This is a genomic window from Streptomyces ziwulingensis (assembly GCF_039542605.1).
Classification (GTDB): Bacteria; Actinomycetota; Actinomycetes; order Streptomycetales; family Streptomycetaceae; genus Streptomyces; species Streptomyces ziwulingensis.
Window position 1 is genome coordinate 1 of record NZ_BAABIG010000023.1, and the last position, 21,207, is coordinate 21,207.

Annotated in this window: 19 protein-coding genes; 12 read left to right on the top strand and 7 right to left on the bottom strand. The window is 72.6% G+C overall.

Annotated features, from left to right (window positions below; all coding sequences use genetic code 11):
- The 7 genes from ABEB00_RS13255 to ABEB00_RS13285 all read right to left on the bottom strand — a co-directional run.
- Window positions 1-576: TerD family protein (locus ABEB00_RS13255; protein WP_345619686.1), on the bottom strand; the 576-nt coding region annotated here is incomplete at its 3' end.
- 85 nt (window positions 577-661) lie between these two features.
- A complete protein-coding gene (locus ABEB00_RS13260; protein WP_345619687.1) occupies window positions 662-1,651 on the bottom strand; it encodes a zinc-dependent alcohol dehydrogenase family protein in 990 nt (329 codons plus the stop codon).
- Window positions 1,648-2,550: a carbohydrate ABC transporter permease gene (locus ABEB00_RS13265; RefSeq protein ID WP_345619689.1), complete on the bottom strand. Its 903-nt coding sequence runs from the start codon at window positions 2,548-2,550 to the stop codon at window positions 1,648-1,650. The genes ABEB00_RS13260 and ABEB00_RS13265 overlap by 4 nt, the downstream gene beginning before the upstream one ends.
- Window positions 2,547-3,488: a carbohydrate ABC transporter permease gene (locus ABEB00_RS13270; RefSeq protein ID WP_345619690.1), complete on the bottom strand. Its 942-nt coding sequence runs from the start codon at window positions 3,486-3,488 to the stop codon at window positions 2,547-2,549. Before ABEB00_RS13270 ends, ABEB00_RS13265 begins: the two co-directional genes overlap by 4 nt.
- Complete coding sequence (locus ABEB00_RS13275; protein ID WP_345619691.1) at window positions 3,485-4,855, bottom strand: ABC transporter substrate-binding protein; 1,371 nt, start codon at window positions 4,853-4,855, stop codon at window positions 3,485-3,487. Before ABEB00_RS13275 ends, ABEB00_RS13270 begins: the two co-directional genes overlap by 4 nt.
- Window positions 4,856-4,934: 79 nt before the next feature.
- The gene (locus ABEB00_RS13280) at window positions 4,935-5,732 is read right to left on the bottom strand and encodes a DeoR/GlpR family DNA-binding transcription regulator (RefSeq protein WP_345619692.1); all 798 of its coding nucleotides are present in this window, start codon (window positions 5,730-5,732) and stop codon (window positions 4,935-4,937) included.
- Between the two features lie 323 nt (window positions 5,733-6,055).
- Window positions 6,056-6,865: an NAD-dependent epimerase/dehydratase family protein gene (locus tag ABEB00_RS13285; RefSeq protein ID WP_345619693.1), complete on the bottom strand. Its 810-nt coding sequence runs from the start codon at window positions 6,863-6,865 to the stop codon at window positions 6,056-6,058.
- Between the two features lie 305 nt (window positions 6,866-7,170).
- Here ABEB00_RS13285 and ABEB00_RS13290 point away from each other — a divergent pair, with 305 nt between their 5' ends.
- From ABEB00_RS13290 to ABEB00_RS13345, 12 genes are all read left to right on the top strand, one after another.
- The gene (locus ABEB00_RS13290; RefSeq protein WP_345619695.1) at window positions 7,171-8,112 is read left to right on the top strand and encodes a 5-dehydro-4-deoxyglucarate dehydratase; all 942 of its coding nucleotides are present in this window, start codon (window positions 7,171-7,173) and stop codon (window positions 8,110-8,112) included.
- On the top strand, window positions 8,109-9,272 hold the full coding sequence (locus ABEB00_RS13295; RefSeq protein WP_345619697.1) for a hypothetical protein: 1,164 nt from the start codon (window positions 8,109-8,111) through the stop codon (window positions 9,270-9,272). Before ABEB00_RS13290 ends, ABEB00_RS13295 begins: the two co-directional genes overlap by 4 nt.
- Before the next feature lie 469 nt (window positions 9,273-9,741).
- A complete protein-coding gene (locus tag ABEB00_RS13300; protein ID WP_345619699.1) occupies window positions 9,742-10,419 on the top strand; it encodes a GntR family transcriptional regulator in 678 nt (225 codons plus the stop codon).
- A complete protein-coding gene (locus tag ABEB00_RS13305) occupies window positions 10,416-11,324 on the top strand; it encodes a dihydrodipicolinate synthase family protein (RefSeq protein WP_345619700.1) in 909 nt (302 codons plus the stop codon). The genes ABEB00_RS13300 and ABEB00_RS13305 overlap by 4 nt, the downstream gene beginning before the upstream one ends.
- Entirely contained in the window at window positions 11,321-13,144 is a 1,824-nt protein-coding gene (araD, locus tag ABEB00_RS13310; protein ID WP_345619702.1) for an L-arabinonate dehydratase, read from the top strand. Before ABEB00_RS13305 ends, araD begins: the two co-directional genes overlap by 4 nt.
- Before the next feature lie 116 nt (window positions 13,145-13,260).
- Window positions 13,261-14,196 carry a carbohydrate ABC transporter permease gene (locus ABEB00_RS13315; RefSeq protein WP_345619704.1) on the top strand — a complete coding sequence of 312 codons (936 nt, stop codon included), beginning with the start codon at window positions 13,261-13,263 and terminating at the stop codon, window positions 14,194-14,196.
- The gene (locus tag ABEB00_RS13320; RefSeq protein WP_345619706.1) at window positions 14,193-15,092 is read left to right on the top strand and encodes a carbohydrate ABC transporter permease; all 900 of its coding nucleotides are present in this window, start codon (window positions 14,193-14,195) and stop codon (window positions 15,090-15,092) included. The genes ABEB00_RS13315 and ABEB00_RS13320 overlap by 4 nt, the downstream gene beginning before the upstream one ends.
- A 38-nt stretch (window positions 15,093-15,130) precedes the next feature.
- The gene (locus tag ABEB00_RS13325; RefSeq protein WP_345619820.1) at window positions 15,131-16,321 is read left to right on the top strand and encodes a Gfo/Idh/MocA family protein; all 1,191 of its coding nucleotides are present in this window, start codon (window positions 15,131-15,133) and stop codon (window positions 16,319-16,321) included.
- Window positions 16,318-17,163 (top strand): DUF6807 domain-containing protein, encoded by an 846-nt coding sequence (locus tag ABEB00_RS13330; RefSeq protein ID WP_345619707.1) that lies wholly within the window; start codon window positions 16,318-16,320, stop codon window positions 17,161-17,163. The genes ABEB00_RS13325 and ABEB00_RS13330 overlap by 4 nt, the downstream gene beginning before the upstream one ends.
- Before the next feature lie 89 nt (window positions 17,164-17,252).
- Window positions 17,253-18,746, top strand: a complete 1,494-nt coding sequence (locus tag ABEB00_RS13335; protein ID WP_425586484.1) for a glycoside hydrolase family 43 protein — start codon at window positions 17,253-17,255, stop codon at window positions 18,744-18,746.
- A 95-nt stretch (window positions 18,747-18,841) separates the two neighbouring features.
- The gene (locus tag ABEB00_RS13340; RefSeq protein ID WP_345619710.1) at window positions 18,842-20,224 is read left to right on the top strand and encodes an ABC transporter substrate-binding protein; all 1,383 of its coding nucleotides are present in this window, start codon (window positions 18,842-18,844) and stop codon (window positions 20,222-20,224) included.
- Window positions 20,225-20,357: 133 nt separating this feature from the next.
- Window positions 20,358-21,161, top strand: a complete 804-nt coding sequence (locus ABEB00_RS13345) for a rhamnogalacturonan acetylesterase (protein WP_345619712.1) — start codon at window positions 20,358-20,360, stop codon at window positions 21,159-21,161.
- Window positions 21,162-21,207: the final 46 nt, after the last annotated feature.

Here is a 21,207-nt window from a genome sequence, read left to right on the forward strand (position 1 = left end):
CGGGGCGGTGCGCGGCGAGGGCGGCGCCGACATCGCGGCCGGCGGCGGGGCGACCGGCTGGGCCGGTGCGGCCGGCTCCTCCACCGAGACACCGAAGTCGGTGGCGATGCCGGCCAGGCCGTTGGCGTAGCCCTGGCCGACGGCGCGGGCCTTCCAGGCGCCGTTGCGCAGGTAGATCTCCACGATCACGAGGGCCGTCTCGGTGCCCAGCCGCGGCGGCGTGAAGGTGGCGAGCACGGAGTTGTCGTCGGCGCCGCGGAGCGTGGCGGTGGGCTCGATGCCCTGGAAGGTCTGTCCGGCGGCGTCCGGGCTCGCGGTGACGACGATCTTCTCGATGCCCGGGGGGAGGGCGGCGGTGTCGACCGTGATCGCGTCCGGGGCGGTGCCGCCGCCGGAGCGGTGGGTGACGCCGGGGCCGGTGGGCTGGTTGTAGAAGATGAAGTCGTCGTCGGAGCGCACCTTGCCGTCGGCGGTGAGCAGCAGGCCCGATACGTCGAGCCGCACCGGGGCGGTGACGTCCACCGTCACGCGGGTGGTGGCGAGGGGGATGTTCGAGCCGGGGGTCATAGCTGTCATGCCGGGTGAACGAGCGGGGGCGTTTTACCGTTCCCTTACCCGGGGCCGTTCGGCCGACCGGGGGATTCCGCCCCCGCCGCCGCCCTTACGGCACCACCACGATCTTGCGGCCGACCCCCGCCGCGAACTGTTCCAGCGCCTCCGGGTAGCGGTCCAGGGGGATGCGGTCGCTGATGAAGAGGTCGGGGTCGAGGACGCCGCCCGCGAAGAGTTCCGCGGCGCGTTCGTAGCTGTGCAGGACCGCCATCGAACCGGTGATGGTGATCTCCTGGTTGTAGATGCGGTACGGGTCGATCGTCACCCGGGTCGCGTAGTCGGCCACGCCGAACTGGAGGAAGGTGCCCGCCTTGGCGACCCGGTCCAGGCCGTCCTGGATCGCCGCCGCGTTGCCCGTCGCGTCGATGACGAGGTCCCAGCCCTGGGGGCGGTCCAGTTCGTCGGGGCCGGCCGCCGCGGCCGAGACGCCGAGGGAGCGGGCGGTCTCCAGGCGGGCCGGGTTCACGTCGACCATGTCCACGCTCGCCGCGCCGGTCCGCTTGGCCAGCTCCAGCATCATCAGGCCCATCGTGCCGGAACCGTAGATGAGGACGTGGGCGCCGAGCCGGGACCTGAGGACGTCGTAGCCGCGCACCGCGCAGGACAGCGGCTCGATGAGGGCCGCGTCCTGGGTGCGGACGTGGTCGGGGAGCTTCACGCAGTTCGCCACCGGCGCCACCGCGTACTGCGCGGCGCCGCCGGCCGTGGTGACGCCGATGGCGGCCCAGCGTTCGCAGAGGTTGTTGTGGCCGTTGCGGCAGTAGCGGCACTCATAGCAGTACAGGGAGGGGTCGACCGCGACCCGGTCGCCGACCGCCACCTCCGTGACGGCCCCGCCGACGCCGACCACCTCGCCGGCGAACTCGTGCCCCGGCGTGATCGGCAGCTTCGGCGCGAACTCGCCCTGGAGGATGTGCAGGTCGGTGCCGCACAGTCCGCAGGCGGCGACCTGGACGACGACCTCGCGCGGCCCTGGCGTCGGGTCGGGAACCTCGGCGACGACGGCACGGCCCACGGACTCGATGACGGCGGCCTTCATTTCACGGCTCCAAGCGACAGGCCCTGGACCAGTTTGTCCTGGGCGGCGAACCCCGCGGCGAGCACCGGCAGGGAGATGACGAGCGACGCGGCGCACACCTTGGCCAGGAACAGCCCCTGGCTGGTGATGAAGCCGGTCAGGAAGACGGGGGCGGTCTCGGCGACCACACCCGTCAGCACCCGGGCGAAGAGCAGTTCGTTCCAACTGAAGATGAAGCAGATGAGAGAGGTGGCGGCGATGCCGGGCAGCGCGATGGGCGCGACGACACGGGTGAGGACCGTCGGCAGTTTCGCGCCGTCCACCCGGGCCGCCTCGATGATCGCGACGGGCACCTCGGAGAGGAAGGACTGCATCATCCACACCGCGATCGGCAGGTTCATCGAGGTGTACAGGATGACCAGCAGCCAGATGTTGTCCAGCAGGCCGGTGTTCTTGGCGAACAGGTAGATCGGCAGCAGGCCCGCCACCACCGGCAGCATCTTGGTGGAGAGGAAGAAGAAGAGGACGTCCGTCCACTTCTTCACCGGGCGGATGGAGAGGGCGTAGGCCGCGGGCAGCGCCAGGACCAGCACGAAGAGGGTCGAGGCCAGGGAGGCCACCGCCGAGTTGACGAGCGAGGGCCAGGGGCTCGCGCCGCCGCCCGCGCCGAAGAACTCCCGGTAGCCGTCCAGGGTGAGGGAGGCCGCGAAGGACGGCGGGTTGGTGGCGGCGTCCTCCTCCGAGTGGAAGGAGGTCAGCGCCATCCAGGCGATGGGGAGGAAGAAGACGATCCCGGCCAGCCAGGCCACCAGGCCGAGGCCGGCCCCGCGGCCGCGGCGGCGGGGCGGTGCGGACGCCCGGGGCGCGGTGCTCGGGGTGCTCGGTGCGCTCGCGGCGCTCGGTGCGGTCGAGGTGCTCATGCGCGGGACGCCTCCTCACGGAACAGGGACGACACCACGCGCAGGGCGAAGGTCGCGATGACGATCGAGCCGATGACGACCAGGACGCCCGCGGCCGAGGCGAGGCCGTTCTCATGGGCCTGGTAGAAGCTCTGGTAGACGGTGTACGGCAGGTTCGCCGTGCCCAGGCCGCCGGAGGTGAGGGTGAAGACCGCGTCGAAGTTCTGGACTATGTAGATCGAGCCGAGCAGGGCGCCCAGTTCCAGGTAGCGGCGCAGGTGCGGCAGGGTGAGGTGGACGAAGATCTGCCAGTCGCTCGCCCCGTCCACCCGGGCGGCCTCCATCTGCTGCTGGTCCCGGCTCTGCAGACCGGCCAGCAGGATCAGCATCATGAACGGCGTCCACTGCCACACCAGCGACAGTTCGACCGCGAGCAGCGGGGTGTTGGAGATCCAGTCGGGCTGGGGGCCGCCGACGTAGTGCAACAGGCCGTTGAGCAGGCCGTACTCGGGGTTGTAGAGGACGTGCTTCCACAGCAGGGCCGCCGCCACCGGTACCACCAGGAACGGGGCGATCAGCAGGGTGCGGACCACGCCCCGGCCCTTGAACCTGCGGTCCAGGAGCAGGGCCAGGGCCAGGCCGACGACCAGGCTGGCCAGGACCACCGCCACCGTCAGCAGGATCGTCGTCCACACCGACTTGCGCAGGTCGGGGTCGGTGAGGACGTCGCCGTAGTTGGCCAGGCCGGTGAAGTGGCGGGCGTCCGGGTAGAGCGCGTTCCAGTCGAAGAAGGAGATCACCAGCGTGGCCACGAAGGGGAGCTGGGTGACCGCGATCATGAAGATCAGGGCGGGGAGCAGCGGGGCCCGGGTGGCCCAGGCGCGCAGCTTGGTGGAGGGGCCCCGGACCGGGGTGCGGACGTCGGTTGCGGCCGCGGGGGCCGTCGTCGTGGCGGTCATCGTCCCTCGTACTCCTCGGCGATCTTCGCGGCGAGCTCCTGCGACTTCTTCAGGGCCGACTCGACGGACTGGCGTCCGGCGATGGCCGCGCTGATCTCCTGGGAGACCTTGGTGCCCAGGTCGGTGAATTCGGGGATGCCGACGAACTGGATACCGGGGGCGGGGCGCGGCTGCACACCGGGGTCCTTGGGCTTCGCGCCCTCGATGGCCTCCTTGGTCATCTCCTGGAAAGCGGCGGCCTCCTCGCGGTACGCCGGGTTCTCGTACGTGGAGGCACGCTTGCCGGCCGGGACGTTGGACCAGCCGATCTCGTCGCCGACGAGCTGCTCGTACTCCTTGCTGGAGGCCCAGGAGACGAACTTCCACGCCTTGTCGGTGTTGCGGGACGCCTTCTGGATGCCCCAGGCCCAGGTGTAGAGCCAGCCGGCCGAGTCGGTCTTCTCGACCGGGGCGGGGGCGTAGCCGACCTTGCCCTTGACCGGGGACTTGGCCGATTCGAGGGAGCCGGCCGCGGAGGTGGCGTCGTACCACATGGAGACCTTGCCCTGGGTCATGTTGTTGAGGCACTCGGCGAAGCCGGCCTGCGGGGCGCCGGACTCGCCGTGCTCGCGGACCAGGCCGACGTAGAACTTGACCGCCTTCTCGAACTCGGGGGAGTCCAGGCGGGCCTGCCAGTCCTTGTCGAACCAGGTGCCGCCGAAGGTGTTCACCACGGTGGTGAGCGGGGCCATCACCTCGCCCCAGCCGGGCAGTCCGCGCAGGCAGATGCCCTTCATGCCGGGCTCGGCGCCGTCGGCCCGCGCCGCGAGGTCGGCGACCTGCTGCCAGGTGGGGTGCTCGGGCATGGTCAGGCCCTCCTTCTCGAAGATGTCCTTGCGGTACATCAGGAAGGAGGACTCGCCGTAGAAGGGCTGGCCGTAGAGCTTGCCGTCCTCGCCGGTGAGGGACTCGCGCATCGGCTTCAGGACGTCCTGCTCGTCGTAGGCGCGGTCCTTCGCGGCGTAGGAGTCCATCTCGCGCAGCCACTCGTTGCGGGCGTAGATGGGGATCTCGTAGTTGGAGAGGGTGGCGACGTCGTACTGGCCGGCCTGGTTGGCGAAGTCCTGGCTGATCTTGTCGCGGACGTCGTTCTCCGGCAGGACGGTGAAGTTGACCTTGATGCCGGTCTCTTCGGTGAAGTGGTCGGCGGTGAGTTTCTGCAACTCGACCATCTGCGGGTTGTTGACCATCAGGACGTTGATGGCGTCGCCGCCGGACCCGGTCCCGCCCGCTCCGACCCAGCAGCCGGTGAGCAGCGGGGCGAGCAGCGTCCCTGCGGCGGCCGTGACGAGCGCGGCTCGTGGCCTCCGTCGGCTCTGGGTTCGCATGGATCGCTCCTGGACGTAAGGTGACAAAAGGGTGGGTTAAGGGTGTGGTGCCGCCGCGCGGGGCGCGGTACGGAGCCGGTCAGACGCGGATGACCTGGGGGCCCAGCAGTGAGTAGCGGTGGGCCTCGGCGGCGGGCAGCAGCGTGCTGGTGACGATCGCCTCCAGGGAGCCGATCTGGGCGAAGCGGCAGAAGCTGACCGCCCCGAACTTGGTGTGCGTGCCCGCGAAGACGGTGCGCCGCGCCGCCCGGATCGCCTGCGCCTTCACCTCGCTGACCGCCGGGTCGGGGGTGGTCAGGCCGTGTTCGCGGGAGATGCCGTTGGCGCCGATGAAGGCCAGGTCGAGGACGAATCCGGCCAGCATCCTGGTGGTCCAGTGGTCGACGGTGGCCAGCGTGCCCGAGCGGACCCGGCCGCCGAGCAGCAGGACGGAGGTGTCGCCGGCCCCGGCGAGGGCGCCCGCGACCGGCAGGGAGGCGGTGACCACGGTCAGCGGCCGGTCCCGGGGGAGCGCCTCGGCGATGAGCTGCGGGGTGAAGCCCTCGTCGACGAAGACCGTCTCGGCGTCCCCGAGGAGTTCGGCCGCGGCGGTGGCGACCCGGCGTTTCTCGGGGACGTGGCTGGTGGAGCGGAAGGCGAGGGTCGTCTCGAACCCGGCGCTCTCCACCGGGTAGGCGCCGCCGTGGGTGCGGCGGACCAGCCCGTGGTCCTCCAGGGCGCGCAGGTCGCGGCGTACGGTCTCCTTGGCGACACCCAGTTCGTCGGCGAGCGCGGTGACGTCGACCGAGCCGCCGGCCCGGGCGGCCCGCACGATCTCCCGCTGGCGCTCTTCCGCCGTTCTCGTGCCCACGCCCACACCCGCCTCGCCCGTGCCCATGCCCGTGCCCCTGCCCGTTCGGGCCCGATGGAGCCCGAGGGGGCCCGGTGGGCCCTTGGGGGAAAGTTCTACAGCGGGTCCGCGGCGGCTACCAGGTCTGTTGCGGAGGCGATGCTGACCGTTTCTGCCCGTTCCGGTCGCCGGGTGACCGTCATGGACCAGGAGTGGGGCGGAGCGGGGCGTGGGTTCGGGCACGGCGGATGCCCGAACGTCCAAGCGGACGGGCCCGTTCGGTGCCCGTCCGCTCTCATCGGGCCGCTTTCATCCGGCCATCCGTCCGTCACCTCGGGCCGCTTTCATCCGGCCGTCCGGTCCGTTCGCGTTCAGTACGGCCAGATCGGCGGGTCGGTCACGAAGTGGCCGCCCAGACGCGCGTGCGCCGGGTTCTTTGGGTCCAGTTCGCCCTGTTCGGCGATGAGCTTCGCGGCGTAGGGCTCGGAGTCGTCCCGCGGGTCGTAGCCGAGCGCACGCGCGGTGGTGAGGTCCCACCACAGGCGGGTGTTGGCGGAGGAGCCGTAGACCACCGAGTGGCCGACGCCCTCGGCGGTCAGGGCGGCGTGGAAGAGCCGGGCGCCGTCGGCGGGGCTCATCCACACCGAGAGCATCCGCACGCTGGTCGGCTCGGGGAAGCAGGAGCCGATGCGGACGGAGACGGTCTCGATGCCGTGCTTGTCCCAGTAGAACTGGGCGAGGTCCTCGCCGAAGGACTTGGAGAGGCCGTAGAAGGTGTCCGGGCGGCGCGGGGTGTCGATCGGGATGAGCGGGTCCTCGCCCCGGGGCCGCGGGACGTAACCGACGGCGTGGTTGGAGGAGGCGAAGACGACGCGGCGGACGCCTTCCTCGCGGGCGGCCTCGTAGACGTGGTAGGTGCCCTCGATGTTGGCCTTGAGGATCTTCTCGAAGGAGGCTTCCAGGGAGATCCCCGCGAGGTGGACGATCGCGTCGACGCCCCGGACCGCCTCGCGCACGGCGTCCCGGTCGGCCAGGTCGGCGACCACGGCGTCCGGCTCGTCGTCCATCGGGCGCAGGTCGAACGGGCGCAGCTCGTAGCCGAAGGCGGGGAGCAGGTTCCGCATCAGGGTGCCGAGGCCGCCGGCGGCGCCGGTGAGCAGGACGGTGCGGGGAGCGGGCATCCTCGGTGTCTCCTTGAATCGCCGGCCGGTGTTCATCCGGGTTCGTCCGGTGGGCGGTGCACCCCCGGTGGGTAGGCGTGCTCGGCCGCGCCTGGTACACATGCGCGTACGGCATTCATATCCGTGGACACGCTAGAAGTGCCGTCCGTGCCCGTCAAGTGTCCCGCAGGAACGGTGAATCCGCAGGTGTGTTGCGCGCGGACACGCTTGACCGCCCTTCAGGGAGCGGCTTAGCGTGGCATCGTTCAGAAATGTAGACACCCATCATGTAGACGCACATCGTGAATATGGAACAGGGAGACCCCGTGACGTCAGCCCCTCTCGCCGCCCGGCTCACTGTCCCCAGCGGGCCGCTGTTCTTCCCCGTCACGGCCTACGGCCCCGGCGGCGAGGTCGACCTCGACGTCTACCGCGCCCATGTGCGCCGCGGGGTGGAGTCGGGGGCCGCCGCGGTCTTCGCGTGCTGCGGCACCGGTGAGTTCCACGCCCTCACCCCCGAGGAGTTCCAGCTCTGCGTGCGCGCGGCCGTCGAGGAGACCGCGGGCCGGGTCCCGGTCGTGGCGGGTGCCGGCTACGGCACCGCCCTCGCCGTCCGCTACGCCCGCCTCGCCGCGGCCGCCGGGGCCGACGGGCTGCTCGCCATGCCGCCCTATCTGGTCGTCGCCGGCCAGGAGGGGCTCGTGCGGCACTACCGCGAGGTGGCCGCGGCGACGCCGCTGCCCGTCGTGGTCTACCAGCGCGACAACGCCGTGTTCACCCCGGAGAGCGTGGTCGAACTGGCCCGCACCGAGGGGATCGTGGGCCTCAAGGACGGGCTCGGTGACCTCGACCTGATGCAGCGGATCGTGAGCGCCGTGCGCACCGAGGGCCCCGGCGACTTCCTCTACTTCAACGGGCTGCCGACCGCCGAGCAGACCCAGCTCGCCTACCGCGGCCTCGGCGTCGCCCTCTACTCGTCCGCCGTCTTCTGCTTCGTGCCGGAGATCGCCCTCGCCTTCCACCGGGCGCTCGCCGACGGCGACGACACAGTCGCCCACCGCCTCCTCGACGGCTTCTACCGGCCCTTCTCCGACCTGCGCGCCCAGGGCCGCGGCTACGCGGTCGCCCTGGTCAAGGCCGGGGTACGGCTGCGCGGCCTGGACGTGGGCGAGGTCCGGCCCCCGCTGCACGAGGCGGCCAAGGAACACGTGGACCAGCTCGCCCGGATCATCGAGCGCGGGTACGCGCTGCTGGAGGAGGCCCGATGAAGGCGTCCGCGTTCGTCTACCCCTGGGACGTCGTCGGCGACCCGCACGCGGCCGCCGCGATCGCCGGCCTCGGGGTGGAGCAGGTGACGCTCGCCGCCGCCTACCACTCCACCCGCGCCCTGACCCCGCGCCACCCCCGCCACCGCGTCGTCACCGCCGAGCACGCCGCCGTCCTCTACCCGCCGGGCGAGCACTGGCGGGGGCGTGAGCTGCGGCCCCACGAGTCCGGCGACTGGGCGCCCGGCGACGCCTTCGGCGAGGCCGCCGCCGCGCTCGCCGGCGCGGGCCTGGAGGTGCACACCTGGGTGGTCCTCGCCCACAGCTCCCGCCTCGGCGCCGAGCACCCGGGCACCTCCGTCGTCAACGCCTACGGCGACCGCTACCCGTGGGCGCCGTGCGTCGCGCAGCCCGCCACCCGCGAGTACCTCGTCGCCCTCGCCGCCGAGGCGGCGGTGCGGCCGGGCGCGCGCGGCACCGAACTGGAATCCCTCGGCTGGTACGGACTGGCCCATCTGCACGCCCACGACAAGACCGGCGGGGTCGGCCTCGGCGACGCCGGGCAGTACCTGATGTCCCTGTGCTTCTGCCCCGCCTGCCGGGACGGCTACGGCGGGCATGGACTGGACGCGGCGGAACTCGCCGCCGCCGTACGGGACGCGCTGGAACCGGTGTGGCGCGGAGCGCCGTCCGACGGGGGCTGGGCGGGGGTGGAGAAGCTGCTCGGCGAGACCCGGGCGCGGGCCACGCGCGAGTGGCGGGAGACCACCGCCCGCTCGCTCCAGGAGGAGGCCGTCGCGGCGGTACGGGCCGCCGCGCCCGCGGGCTTCCAGGTGCTGCTGCACGCCGACCCGGTGTCGTACCACTGCGGCGCCAACGCCGGCGTCGACCCCGCGCACATCCTGTCCGTCGCGGACGGGGTCGTCGTGCCCTGCGCGGGCGGCCCGGAACCGCTCACCGCGTTCGCCGGCCGGGGCCGGGCCGGCACGGTCCTCGCCGCCAACCTCACGATCGTCTCCGGCATGGGCGGCACCCCGGCCACCCTGGCGGCCGACGCCGCCCGCGCCCGCGAGCGGGGCGCCACCGAACTGCGCCTGTACCACGCGGGGCTGGCGTCGGACGGGGATCTGGAGGAGGTGCGCCGGGGGCTGGCGGAGCGGTGAGCGTACAGCGGGAGCGCCGGGAGCGCCGGGAGCGCCGGGAGCGCCGGGAGCGCCGGGAGCGCCGGAGGCGCNAGGCGCCGGGAGGGGCGAGAGCGTTGGGCGCCGGCGGCGCGTTGAGTTGGGCGCACCCGGTCGCGGTGAGCGCCGCGCCCGCCCGGCGGACCGCCCGACGCCCTGGCGCGACCCCCCCCGGCCGGACCGGCACGACCCGGTCGGGCCGCTTCGCGCTGCCCGCGACCGGGGCCGGGGAAACGCGCTCCGGCCCGGCCGTACCGCGGCCGCCGCGCCCTCTTCCACTTCTCTTCGCCGGACCTTTGTCAGAAGCATTGACGAAGCCCCGCACCCCTCCTACCTTCAACGCGTCGTACCTCGTACGTCATATATGAGACGCGATACGCGAGATCTCATATGCGAGCTGCTCCACGCGAGATCACCCACGCGATCCGACGCGAAGATCCGAGAGGCGCGCATGACCTCTGTGCCCACGCCGATCCCCTCCCGCACGCAAGTCGTGCACGAGGAGATCAAACGCCGCATCCTCACCGGGCGGCTCTCACCAGGTCAGGCCCTGGTCGAGACCGAACTCGCCGCACTGTTCGGGGTGTCCAAGACACCCGTGCGGGAGGCGCTCAAGACGCTGGCCGGCACCGGCCTGGTCGTCATGAGCCAGTACAAGGGCGCCACGGTGCGCATGGTGGACGCGGACATGGCACGCGAGGTCTACGACGTGCGGCTGCTCCTCGAACCGGAGGCGCTGCGGCGCACGGTGCGGCGCGGCGCCTCCCTCGACGCCGCCCGCGCCGCGCTCACCCGGGCCGACAGCGCCACCGACACCGCCGAACGCTCCCTGGCCAACCGGGAGTTCCACCGCGCCCTGTACCTGCCGTGCGGCAACCCGCTGCTCGGCCGGATGCTCGACGAGGTCCGCGACCAGGCCGCCCTCGTCTCCGCCGTCGCCTGGGCCGCCGACCCGTCCTGGGACCGGGAGGCGGGCGAGCACCAGGAGATCCTGCGGCTCGCCCTGGCCGAGGACGCGGACGGCGCCGCCCGCGCCCTCCACCGGCACATCGCGTCGTTCGTCGAGCGCGCCTTCCCGGCGGCGGAACACCGGGCCGGACAGGCCCAGGAAAAGGACGGTCCGGCATGACAACGACGTTCGAGACCCAGCGGACGGCCCTGGCCGACGTGGTGGCGATCCCGGTGACCCCGTTCGCCGCGGACGGCTCCGTCGAGGCGGACGTCTACCGGGCCCTGCTGCGGCGCCTGATCGACGCCGGCATCACCACCCTCACCCCCAACGGCAACACCGGCGAGTTCTACGCCCTCACCCCGGCCGAGCGCCGCCGCGTCACCGAGCTGACCGTCGAGGAGGCCGGCGGCGGCGCCGCGATCCTCGTCGGTGTCGGGCACGACGTACCGACCGCCGTCGCCTCCGCGCTGCACGCCCGGGAACTGGGCGCCCGCATGGTGATGGTCCACCAGCCCGTCCACCCCTACGTCTCCCAGGCCGGCTGGGTCGACTACCACCGCGCCATCGCCGAGGCCGTGCCCGAGCTGGGTGTCGTCCCCTACGTCCGCAACGCGCAGCTCGCCGGCGCCCGGCTCGCCGAACTCGCCGACGCCTGCCCCAACGTGATCGGGGTGAAGTACGCGGTGCCGGACGCGGCGAAGTTCGCCGCCTTCGCCCGCGACGCGGGCCTGGACCGCTTCGTCTGGGTCGCCGGGCTCGCCGAGCCCTACGCCCCGTCCTACTTCTCCGCCGGCGCCACCGGGTTCACCTCGGGGCTGGTCAACGTCGCCCCGGCCGTCTCCCTCAACATGATCGAGGCGCTGCGCGCGGGCGACTACACCGCCGCCATGAAGGTGTGGGAGCAGATCCGCCGCTTCGAGGAGCTGCGCGCGGCCAACGGCTCCGCCAACAACGTCACCGTCGTCAAGGAGGCCCTCGCCTCGCTCGGCCTGTGCCGCCGCGAGGTCCGCCCGCCGAGCAGGCCGCTGCCGGAGAGCGAGCGGGCCGAGGTCGCCGCCATCGCCGCCGGGTGGTCGATATGACCGGGCCGGACCAGGACGGGGCCGCCCCGGAGGCCACCGCGGACCAGGGCGGGGTCACCCCGGAGAACGCCCGGGCCGAGTCCCACCGCCCCGCCGGCGGCAGACGTCCCGAGGAACTGCGCAGCCACCAGTGGTACGGCGCCGGCGGCCTGCGCTCCTTCAGCCACCGGGCCCGCACCCGCCAGCTCGGCTATCTGCCCGAGGAGCACCTCGGCAAGCCGGTCGTCGCGATCCTCAACACCTGGTCCGACATCAACCCCTGCCACGTCCACCTGCGCGACCGCGCCCAGGCGGTCAAGCGCGGGGTCTGGCAGGCGGGCGGCTTCCCGCTCGAATTCCCGGTCTCCACGCTCAGCGAGACCTTCCAGAAGCCGACCCCGATGCTCTACCGGAACATGCTCGCCATGGAGACCGAGGAACTGCTGCGCTCCTACCCGGTCGACGGCGCGGTCCTGATGGGCGGCTGCGACAAGTCCACGCCCGCCCTGCTGATGGGCGCCGCCTCCGCCGACCTCCCGGCGATCTTCGTACCGGCCGGCCCCATGCTCCCCGGCCACTGGCGCGACGAGGTCCTCGGCTCCGGCACCGACATGTGGAAGTACTGGGACGACCGGCGGGCCGGTCTGATCGGCGACTGCGAGCTGCAGGAGCTGGAGAGCGGCCTGGCCCGCTCGCCCGGCCACTGCATGACGATGGGCACCGCCTCCACCCTGACCGCCGCCGCCGAGGCGCTCGGCGTCACCGTCCCGGGCGCCTCCAGCATCCCGGCCGTCGACTCCGGGCACGACCGGATGGCCGCCGCGGCCGGCCTGCGCATCGTGGAACTGGTCCGCACGGACCGCAGACTCAGCGACATCCTCACCGCGGACGCCTTCGAGGACGCCGTCACCACCGTGCTCGGCCTCGGCGGCTCCACCAACGCCGTCATCCACCTGATCGCCATGGCCGGCCGCGCCGGAGTCACCCTCACCCTGGACGACTTCGACCGCGTCGCCCGCACCGTCCCGGTGCTGGCCAATGTCCGGCCGGGCGGACAGAAGTACCTGATGGAGGACTTCCACTTCGCCGGCGGCCTGCCCGGCTTCCTCTCCCGCATCCCGGACCTGCTCCACCTGGACCGGCCCACCGTCTGCCACGACACGCTGCGCGAGCAGCTCGCCGGCGCCCGCGTCCACGACGACGACGTGATCCGGCCCCGCGACCGCCCGGTGGCCGACGAGGGCGGGGTCGCCGTCCTGCGCGGCAACCTCTGCCCCGACGGCGCCGTCATCAAGCACATCGCCGCCGAACCGCGCCTGCTGCGGCACACCGGCCGTGCCGTCGTCTTCGACGACTACCGGACCATGCAGCGCACCGTCAACGACCCGGCGCTGGACATCACCGCCGACAGCGTCCTGGTGCTGCGCGGCTCCGGACCCAGGGGAGGGCCCGGCATGCCCGAGTACGGCATGCTCCCGATCCCCGACCACCTGCTCAGACAGGGCGTCCGGGACATGGTCCGGATCTCCGACGCCCGGATGAGCGGCACGAGTTACGGCGCCTGCGTGCTGCACGTGGCCCCCGAGTCGCACATCGGCGGCCCGCTCGCCCTGGTCCGCACCGGCGACGAGATCACCCTCGACGTCGAGGCCCGCACCCTCCACCTCCATGTGGACGACGAGGAACTGGCCCGCCGCCGGGCGCGGTGGACGCCGCCCCCGACCCGGTTCGAGCGCGGCTACGGCGCGCTCTACGACGCACAGATCACCCAGGCCGACACCGGCTGCGACTTCGAGTTCCTCGCCCGACCGGGCAAGGTGCGGGACCCCTACGCCGGCTAGCACCCCCCGTCCCCGACGGAAGCACGGCGCACACCCCTGTACTGGCAGAAAGCGCTTCCTGCACGCCTTCCCGCACCGCACCGCACCCGCACGACGTACCAGAACGGAGAACAGTCATGGCCCATGCCGCAGCCGTGGCGAAACCGCCCGCGTCACCGAGGCGGCGCCGCACCTCCGCCACCCCGCGCAGGCTCCCGTACCTGCTGATCGCCCCGGCGGGGCTGCTGATGCTGGGCTTCATCGCCTACCCGGTCATCAGCGTCTTCTACTACAGCCTGCAGGAGTACAACCCGACCAAACCATGGCGGAACGGCTACGCGGGCCTGGACAACTTCGTCCGGATCTTCACCGACGACCCGGTCTTCCGGGACACCCTCGTCTTCAGCGCCAAGTGGGTCTTCGTCGAGGTCGGCCTGCAACTGCTGTTCGGTCTCGCACTGGCCCTGATCGTCAACCAGACCTTCGTCGGCCGGGGCCTCGGCCGCGCCCTGGTCTTCTCCCCGTGGGCCGTCTCCGGCGTCCTCACCTCCGCGATCTGGGTGCTGCTCTACAACTCCCAGACCGGCATCACCCGCTACCTCGCGGACCTGGGCGTCGGCTCCTACGGCACGAGCTGGCTGTCGGACACCTCGACCGTCTTCTCGGCGGCGATCGTCGCCGACCTGTGGCGCGGGGTGCCCTTCTTCGCGATCCTCATCCTCGCCGACCTCCAGTCCGTCTCGAAGGACCTCTACGAGGCGGCCGAGGTCGACGGGGCCGGCCGGATCAAGCAGTTCTGGCACATCACGCTGCCGCACCTGAAGGACGCCATCATCCTCGCCACGCTGCTGCGGGCGGTGTGGGAGTTCAACAACGTCGACCTGCTCTACACCCTGACCGGCGGCGGACCCGCGGGGGAGACCACGACCCTCCCGCTCTACATCGCCAACACCTCCGTCGACGCCCACGACTTCGGCTACGCGTCCGCCCTGACCACGGTCGCGTTCGTGATCCTGCTCTTCTGCTCGATGGTCTATCTGCGGCTGAGCAAGTTCGGAGGCGAGAACAAGTGATCACCAAGGAGGCCACCGCGGCCGCGCCCGCCCCCGAGCGGGCCGCCCCCGCCCCGCCCCGCCCGGCGCGCAAGCACCGCCCCGCCTGGGACGAGATCCCCCGCTGGCAGATCTACCTCCCGCTCGGCGGGTACCTCGTCTTCACCCTGATCCCGTTCTACTGGATCCTGCTCTTCTCGCTGCGCCCGGCCGGCTCCACCTCGCTGGTGCCCTGGCCGGTCACCTTCGACCACTTCGAGAAGGTGTGGACCGAGCGCAGCTTCGGCACCTACTTCGGCAACAGCGTGCTGGTCGGCGTCGCCACCCTGGTGATGACCACGCTCGTCGCGCTGGCCGGCGGCTACGCCCTCGCCCGGTTCGACTTCAAGGTCAAACGGGTGTTCATGCTGGCGCTGCTCTGCTCCCAGTTCGTCCCCGGCGCGCTGCTCCTCGTCCCGCTCTTCGAGATCTTCGCCGAACTGCGGATGATCAACTCGCTGGTCAGCGTCATCATCGCCGAGACCGTCTTCCAGTTGCCGCTGTCGATGATCCTGATCAGCAACTTCATCAAGAACGTGCCGTACTCCCTGGAGGAGGCCGCCTGGGTCGACGGCTGCGGCCGGATGCGGGCCTTCCGGATCGTCGTACTGCCGCTCCTGCGCCCCGGCCTGATCGCGGTGGGCTCCTTCGCCTTCGTGCACTCCTGGAACCACTTCCTCTTCGCCCTGATGTTCCTCAACAACCAGGGCAAGCAGACCATCCCGGTCGGCCTCAACACCCTGATGAGCGCGGACAGCGTCGACCTCGGCGCCCTCGCGGCCGGCGGCATCGTCGCCGCCGTCCCCGTGGTGATCGTCTTCGCCTTCATCCAGAAGTGGCTGATCACGGGCTTCAGCGCGGGGGCGGTGAAGGGGTGAGCCGCACCAGCACCTCCGCGCCCCCGCCCGCCGACGCCCTGCCCGTAGTCCCCCCGCCCGCCGTCCCCCCGTCCGCCCCCGTGCCCGTCGTCCTCGCCGGTGCCCGCGGGCACGGCCGCTGGCACCTCGCCAACCTCCGCCGCCTTCAGGAGGCGGGGCTGGTCGAGCTGGCCGGTATCTGCGAGCCGGCCCCGCTCACCGAGGAGGAGTTCGGCGGCCCGCTCCCCGAGCAGTCCGCCGACCTGGGCGCGCTGCTCGACACCACCGGCGCCCAGGCCGCCGTGATCTGCACCCCGATCCCCACCCACACCGACCTCGCGTTGACCGCCGCGCGCAGGGGCGCGCACCTGCTCCTGGAGAAGCCCCCGGCGCCCTCGTACGCCGAGTTCCGCCGCATGGCCGACGGGGTCGCCGAGGCCGAGGTGGCCTGCCAGATCGGGTTCCAGTCGCTGGGTTCGCACGCCGTGCCCGCGATCCGGGAACTGGTCGCGCAGGACGCGATCGGCGAGGTCACCGGGGTCGGCGGGGCCGGTGCCTGGGTGCGCGACGAGGAGTACTTCCGGCGCTCGCCGTGGGCGGGCCGGCGCCGGCTGGACGGCGCCGACGTGGTCGACGGGGCGCTGACCAACCCCCTCGCGCACGCCGTCGCCACCGCCCTCGCGCTCGGCGACTGCACCCGCGCCGAGGACGTCACCGGCATCGAGACCGAACTGGCCCGCGCCAACGACATCGAGGCCGACGACACCTCCTGCGTCCGCGTCACCACCGCGGCGGGCCGCCGGATCACCGTCGCCGCGACCCTGTGCGCCGAGCGGCCCGGCGAACCGTACGTCGTGGTGCACGGCACCCGGGGCCGGATCACCTTCTGGTACAAGCAGGACCGCGTGCTGCTCCAGCGCGCGGGCCACGGCCCCGAGGAGTACGACCACGGCCGCACCGACCTGCTGGAGAACCTCCTCGACCACCTGCGCACCGGGGCCGCGCTGCTGGTCCCGCCGGAGACGACCGGCGCCTTCATGCGGGTGGTGGAGGCGATCCGGCGGGCCCCCGACCCGGCCGCGCTGCCCGGGACGGCCTGGCAGCGGATCGCCGCGGAACGGCGCCGGGTCGTCCCCGGCGTCGACGCCCTCGTCACCGCCGCCGCCGACACCCTGTCCCTCTACTCCGAGCTGGGCGCCCCCTGGGCTCCCGCCACCCGGCGCTCCCTGGAAGGGGTGAGCACCCGATGACCGGCACCGACTCCCCGGTCCTGCGCGTGGCCGGCCGGCCCGTCGGCCGGTACGTCATCCGGCCCGAGCTGCCCGCCCGGCACTCGCCGCGCCCCTACCTGCACCCCGTCACCACCCTGACCGGGACCCCGGTCACCGAGTTCAGCCCGGCCGACCACCCGCACCACCTCGGCGTCGGTGTCGCCGTCCCCGACGTCGAGGGGCACAACTTCTGGGGCGGCCGCACCTACGTCCGCGACCAGGGCCCGACCGAGCTGGACAATCACGGCTCCCAGCGCCACACCGGCTTCCCGCTGCGCGACCCGGACGGCTTCGTGGAGGAGCTGCGGTGGGTCGCCGACGGCACCGAGCTGCTGCGCGAGCGCCGTACGGTCGCCGCCACCGCGCTCACCGACCGGGCCTGGGCGCTGGACTTCACCTTCTCGCTCACCAACATCACCTCCCGCCCGCTCACCCTCGGCAGCCCCGCCACCAACGGCCGCCCCGGCGCGGCCTACGGCGGCTTCTTCTGGCGGGCCCGCAAGGAGGCGGCCGCGCCGGACGTGCTCACCGCGGCCGCCGAGGGGGAGGCGGCCGTCCACGGCCACCGCGCCGACTGGCTCGCGCTGGTGGGCTCCACCTGGTCGCTGGTGTTCGCCGGGGCCACCGGACGGACCCGGGAGGACCCCTGGTTCGTACGCACCGAGGAGTACCCCGGTGTCGGTTCCTCGCTCGCTCACGGCAGCCGCCTGGAGGTGGCCGCCGGTGACACGGCCGTCCGCCGGGTCGTCACCGTCGTCGCCGACGGCCGCCTGGACGCCGACGCCGCCGCCGCGCTGGTCCGCAAGGCGGTGAACCAGTGAGCACACGGGAGGCGGGGGCGGCACAGGACGCACGGGACGCAGGGGACGCACGGGACGCACGGGGCGCGGAGACCTACCGCAACCCCGTCCTGAACGCCGACTGGTCGGACCCGGACGTCGTCCGGGCCGGCGACGACTTCTATCTGACCGCCTCCAGCTTCGGCCGCGTCCCCGGACTGCCGCTGCTGCACTCCCGCGACCTGGTCCACTGGACCCTGGTCGGGCACGCCCTGCCGCGCCTGGAACCGGCCGACGTCTTCGCGGCCCCCCGGCACGACTGCGGCGTCTGGGCCCCGTCCCTGCGCCACCACGCCGGCCGCTTCTGGATCTTCTGGGGCGACCCCGACCAGGGCGTCTTCCAGGTCAACGCGGCGGCCGTCGAGGGGCCGTGGACCGCGCCGCACCTGGTGAAGGCGGGCAAGGGCCTGATCGACCCCTGCCCGCTGTGGGACGAGGAGAGCGGCGAGGCGTACCTCGTGCACGCCTGGGCCCGGTCCCGCTCCGGCGTCAAGAACCGGCTCACCGGCCACCGCATGCGCCCCGACGGCACCGGCCTCCTCGACCAGGGCGAGGTGATCGTCGACGGCGACCGCATCCCCGGCTGGTTCACCCTGGAGGGCCCCAAGCTCTACCGGCACGACGGCTGGTTCTGGATCCTGGCGCCCGCCGGGGGAGTGGAGACCGGCTGGCAGGGCGCCTTCCGCTCCCGCGACTTCTTCGGGCCGTACGAGGAGCGGGTCGTCCTGGAGCAGAAGGACACCGACGTCAACGGCCCGCACCAGGGCGGCTGGGTGCGCACCGCGGCCGGTGAGGACTGGTTCCTGCACTTCCAGCAGCGCGGCGCCCACGGCCGGGTCGTGCACCTCCAGCCGGTGCGCTGGGACACGCCGGACGGCTGGCCGGTGTTCGGCGACGACGGGGCGCCCGTCACCGAGCACCGGCGGCCCGCCCTGCCCGCCGGACCGCCCGCCGCGTCCGCGACCGACGACGACTTCCCCGGCGGACGGTACGGCCTCCAGTGGTCGTGGACCGCCAACCCCGGGGACGGCTGGACGGTCCCGCACCCCGGGGACGGGCTGCGGCTGGCCTGTCTCCGCTCGGCCGACGCGCGTGATCCGCGCAAGGTGCCGAGCGTGCTCACCCAGCGGCTGCCGGGCACCCCGTGCGCGGTCGAGGTCGACCTGCGGCTGGCGAGCGAGGAGCCGGGCGCGCGGGCCGGCCTCGCCGTGCTCGGGGACGCGTTCGCCTGGATCGGGCTCCAGCGCGGCGCGGACGGGGCGGTGCACCTGGTGCACCGCTTCGGCGAGGCGGTCGCCGAGGCGGAACGGGACGCCGCCCACGCGAGACCCGCGCCCGGGGGCCGGGTCCGGCTGCGGGTGGAGATCGACGCCCACGCCCGCTGCCGTTTCCGTCACGACACCGGCACCGGGGACGGCTTCCGCCCGTCGGGCCAGGTCTTCGCCGCCACTCCCTGGCGCTGGGTGGGCGCCCTGCTCGGCCTCTTCGCCCTCGCACCCGGGGACGGGAGCGGGGCCGACGCGGGTACGGCCGTCTTCACCCGGTTCCGGATCAGCCCGCTGTGAACCACCGCGTCCCAGAACCACTCACCCCCACGCGTTCCGCACGTTCATCGTTCCGCTCGACCCAGAAGACCCGACCCAGAAGAAGAGAGCCGACCATGAAGATCAGCAACAGTGGAAACAGCCGAAACGGCAGAAGCGGCAGCGCGGGCAGGCGCCGGGCGTCGGCCGCCGTCGCGCTGGGCGCCGTCCTCGCGCTGACCGCCACCGCCTGCGGGGACGACGGCGGCGGGGCGAGCGGCGACAAGGGCGGCGACGGCAGCGGCAAGGGGAAGATCACCTTCTGGGACAACAACGGCGGTGTCCGCACCGACGTCTGGAAGGAGATCATCGCCGACTTCGAGAAGGCCAACCCGGACATCGACGTCGAGTACGTGGGGATCGCCTCCACCGAGTACCAGTCGAAGGTCGACACCGCGATCCAGGGCGGTGGCCTGCCGGACGTCGGCGGGGTCGGCGCGGCCATGCTGGCCGGGTTCGCCGCCCAGAACGCGCTGGAGCCGCTGGACGACCGGCTCGCGGGGTCGGCCCTGGACGGCAAGCTCAACGAGGACATGGTGGAGTCGCTGAAGGCGGCCGGCGGCGGCGACGGCACGCTGTACTCGGTGCCGACCTCCGCCAACAACGGCGTCCTGTACTACCGCACCGACCTCTTCCAGAAGGCGGGGCTCAAGGAGCCGTCCACCTGGGACGCGTTCTTCGAGGCCGCCGGGAAACTGACCGACGCGGACGACAACGAGTTCGGCTACACGATCCGCGGCGGCGCCGGTTCCATCGCCCAGGCCCTGGACGCGATGTACGGGCAGTCCGGCATCACCTCGTTCTGGGACGCGGAGGAGAAGAAGACCACCCTCAACGACCCGAAGAACGTCGAGGCGCTGGAGAAGTACGCCGAGCTGTTCAAGAAGACCACTCCGGCCGCCGACCTCAACAACGACTTCACGAAGATGGTCGCCCAGTGGGACTCCGGCACCATCGGGATGCTCAACCACAACCTGGGCTCCTACCAGGACCATGTGAAGGCGTTCGGCGAGGAGAAGTTCCGCGGCATCCCGCAGCCGGCCGGTCCCTCCGGCAAGCGGGTGCAGGTCTCCAACCCGGTCGACGGGCTCGGGGTCTTCAGGAGTTCCAAGAACAAGGACGCCGCCTGGAAGTTCATCGAGTTCGCCACCTCGCACGAGGAGAACTCGAAGTTCAACAGGTCGGCGGGGCAGGTGCCGTCCAACAACTACGCGGCGAAGGACGACTGGATCTCCGACGCCGAGCCCACCAAGCTGGCGGCCGAGGCGCTGACGGACGGTTCCACGACGATCGTGCAGCTCCCGTACTACCTGCCGGACTGGAACACCATCTCCAAGGCCGACAACGAGCCGAACTTCCAGAAGGTGCTGCTCGGGAAGATGAGCGCGAAGGACTTCCTGGACACGGTGGCCGAGCAGCTCAACGAGGCGCAGGCCGAGTGGAACGAGCAGAAGGGATAGGTCCGGGCCGGCCGCGGGGCGGTCCGTGCCGCACGGACCGCTCCCGGCCGGGCACGCCCCGCGCCCCTCGGCACGGCACCTGATCCCTTCTTCTGATCCCATCTTCTGATTCCTTCTTCGCAAAGGACCCGGAGTGTCAGTAACCCGGAGACAAGTCACCGCCGCGGCCGCCGCCCTGCCCCTGTCCCTCGCCGCCACCCGCACCGCCCACGCCGAAGGCCACCGCCCGCGCCCCCGCACCCTCCACCTCGCCGGCGACTCCACCGCCGCGCAGAAGTACGCCGACGCCGCGCCGGAGACCGGGTGGGGGACGGCGCTCCCCTTCTTCCTCCGCGCGGGCCTCACCGTCGCCAACCACGCCGTCAACGGGCGGAGCGCGAAGAGCTTCGTCGACGAGGGGCGGCTGGCGGCGGTCCTGGCGGAGATCCGGCCCGGGGACCTCCTCCTCGTCCAGTTCGCCCACAACGACGAGAAGACCGAGGACCCCGCCCGGTACACCGAGCCCTGGACGACGTACCAGCAGTACCTGCGCCGGTACGTGGACGGCGCGCGGGCCCGGGGCGCGCGGCCGGTGCTCGCGACGCCCGTGGAGCGGCGCCGGTTCGACGCGGCCGGGACGGCGCTGGCGAGCCACGGCGAGTACCCGGCGGCGATGCGGGCGCTGGCCGCCGGGGAGGGCGTGGCGCTGCTGGACGTCCAGGCGCTGTCGCTGGCGCTGTGGCAGCGCCTCGGCGCCGAGGGCACCAAGACGTACTTCAACTGGACCGCCACCGAGCAGGACAACACCCACTTCAACCCGCCGGGCGCGATCGAGGTGGCCCGGCTCGTGGTGCGGGAGCTGCTGCGCACCCGGGTCCTGGCGCCCCGGGACGCGCCCCGCCCGGACGCGGAGATCCCGGTCTCCTGGATTCACTGGCCCGAGCCGCGGACCCCGTGACCACCGCGCCCCGCACCGCGTGACCACCCCGACCCGCACCACCTGA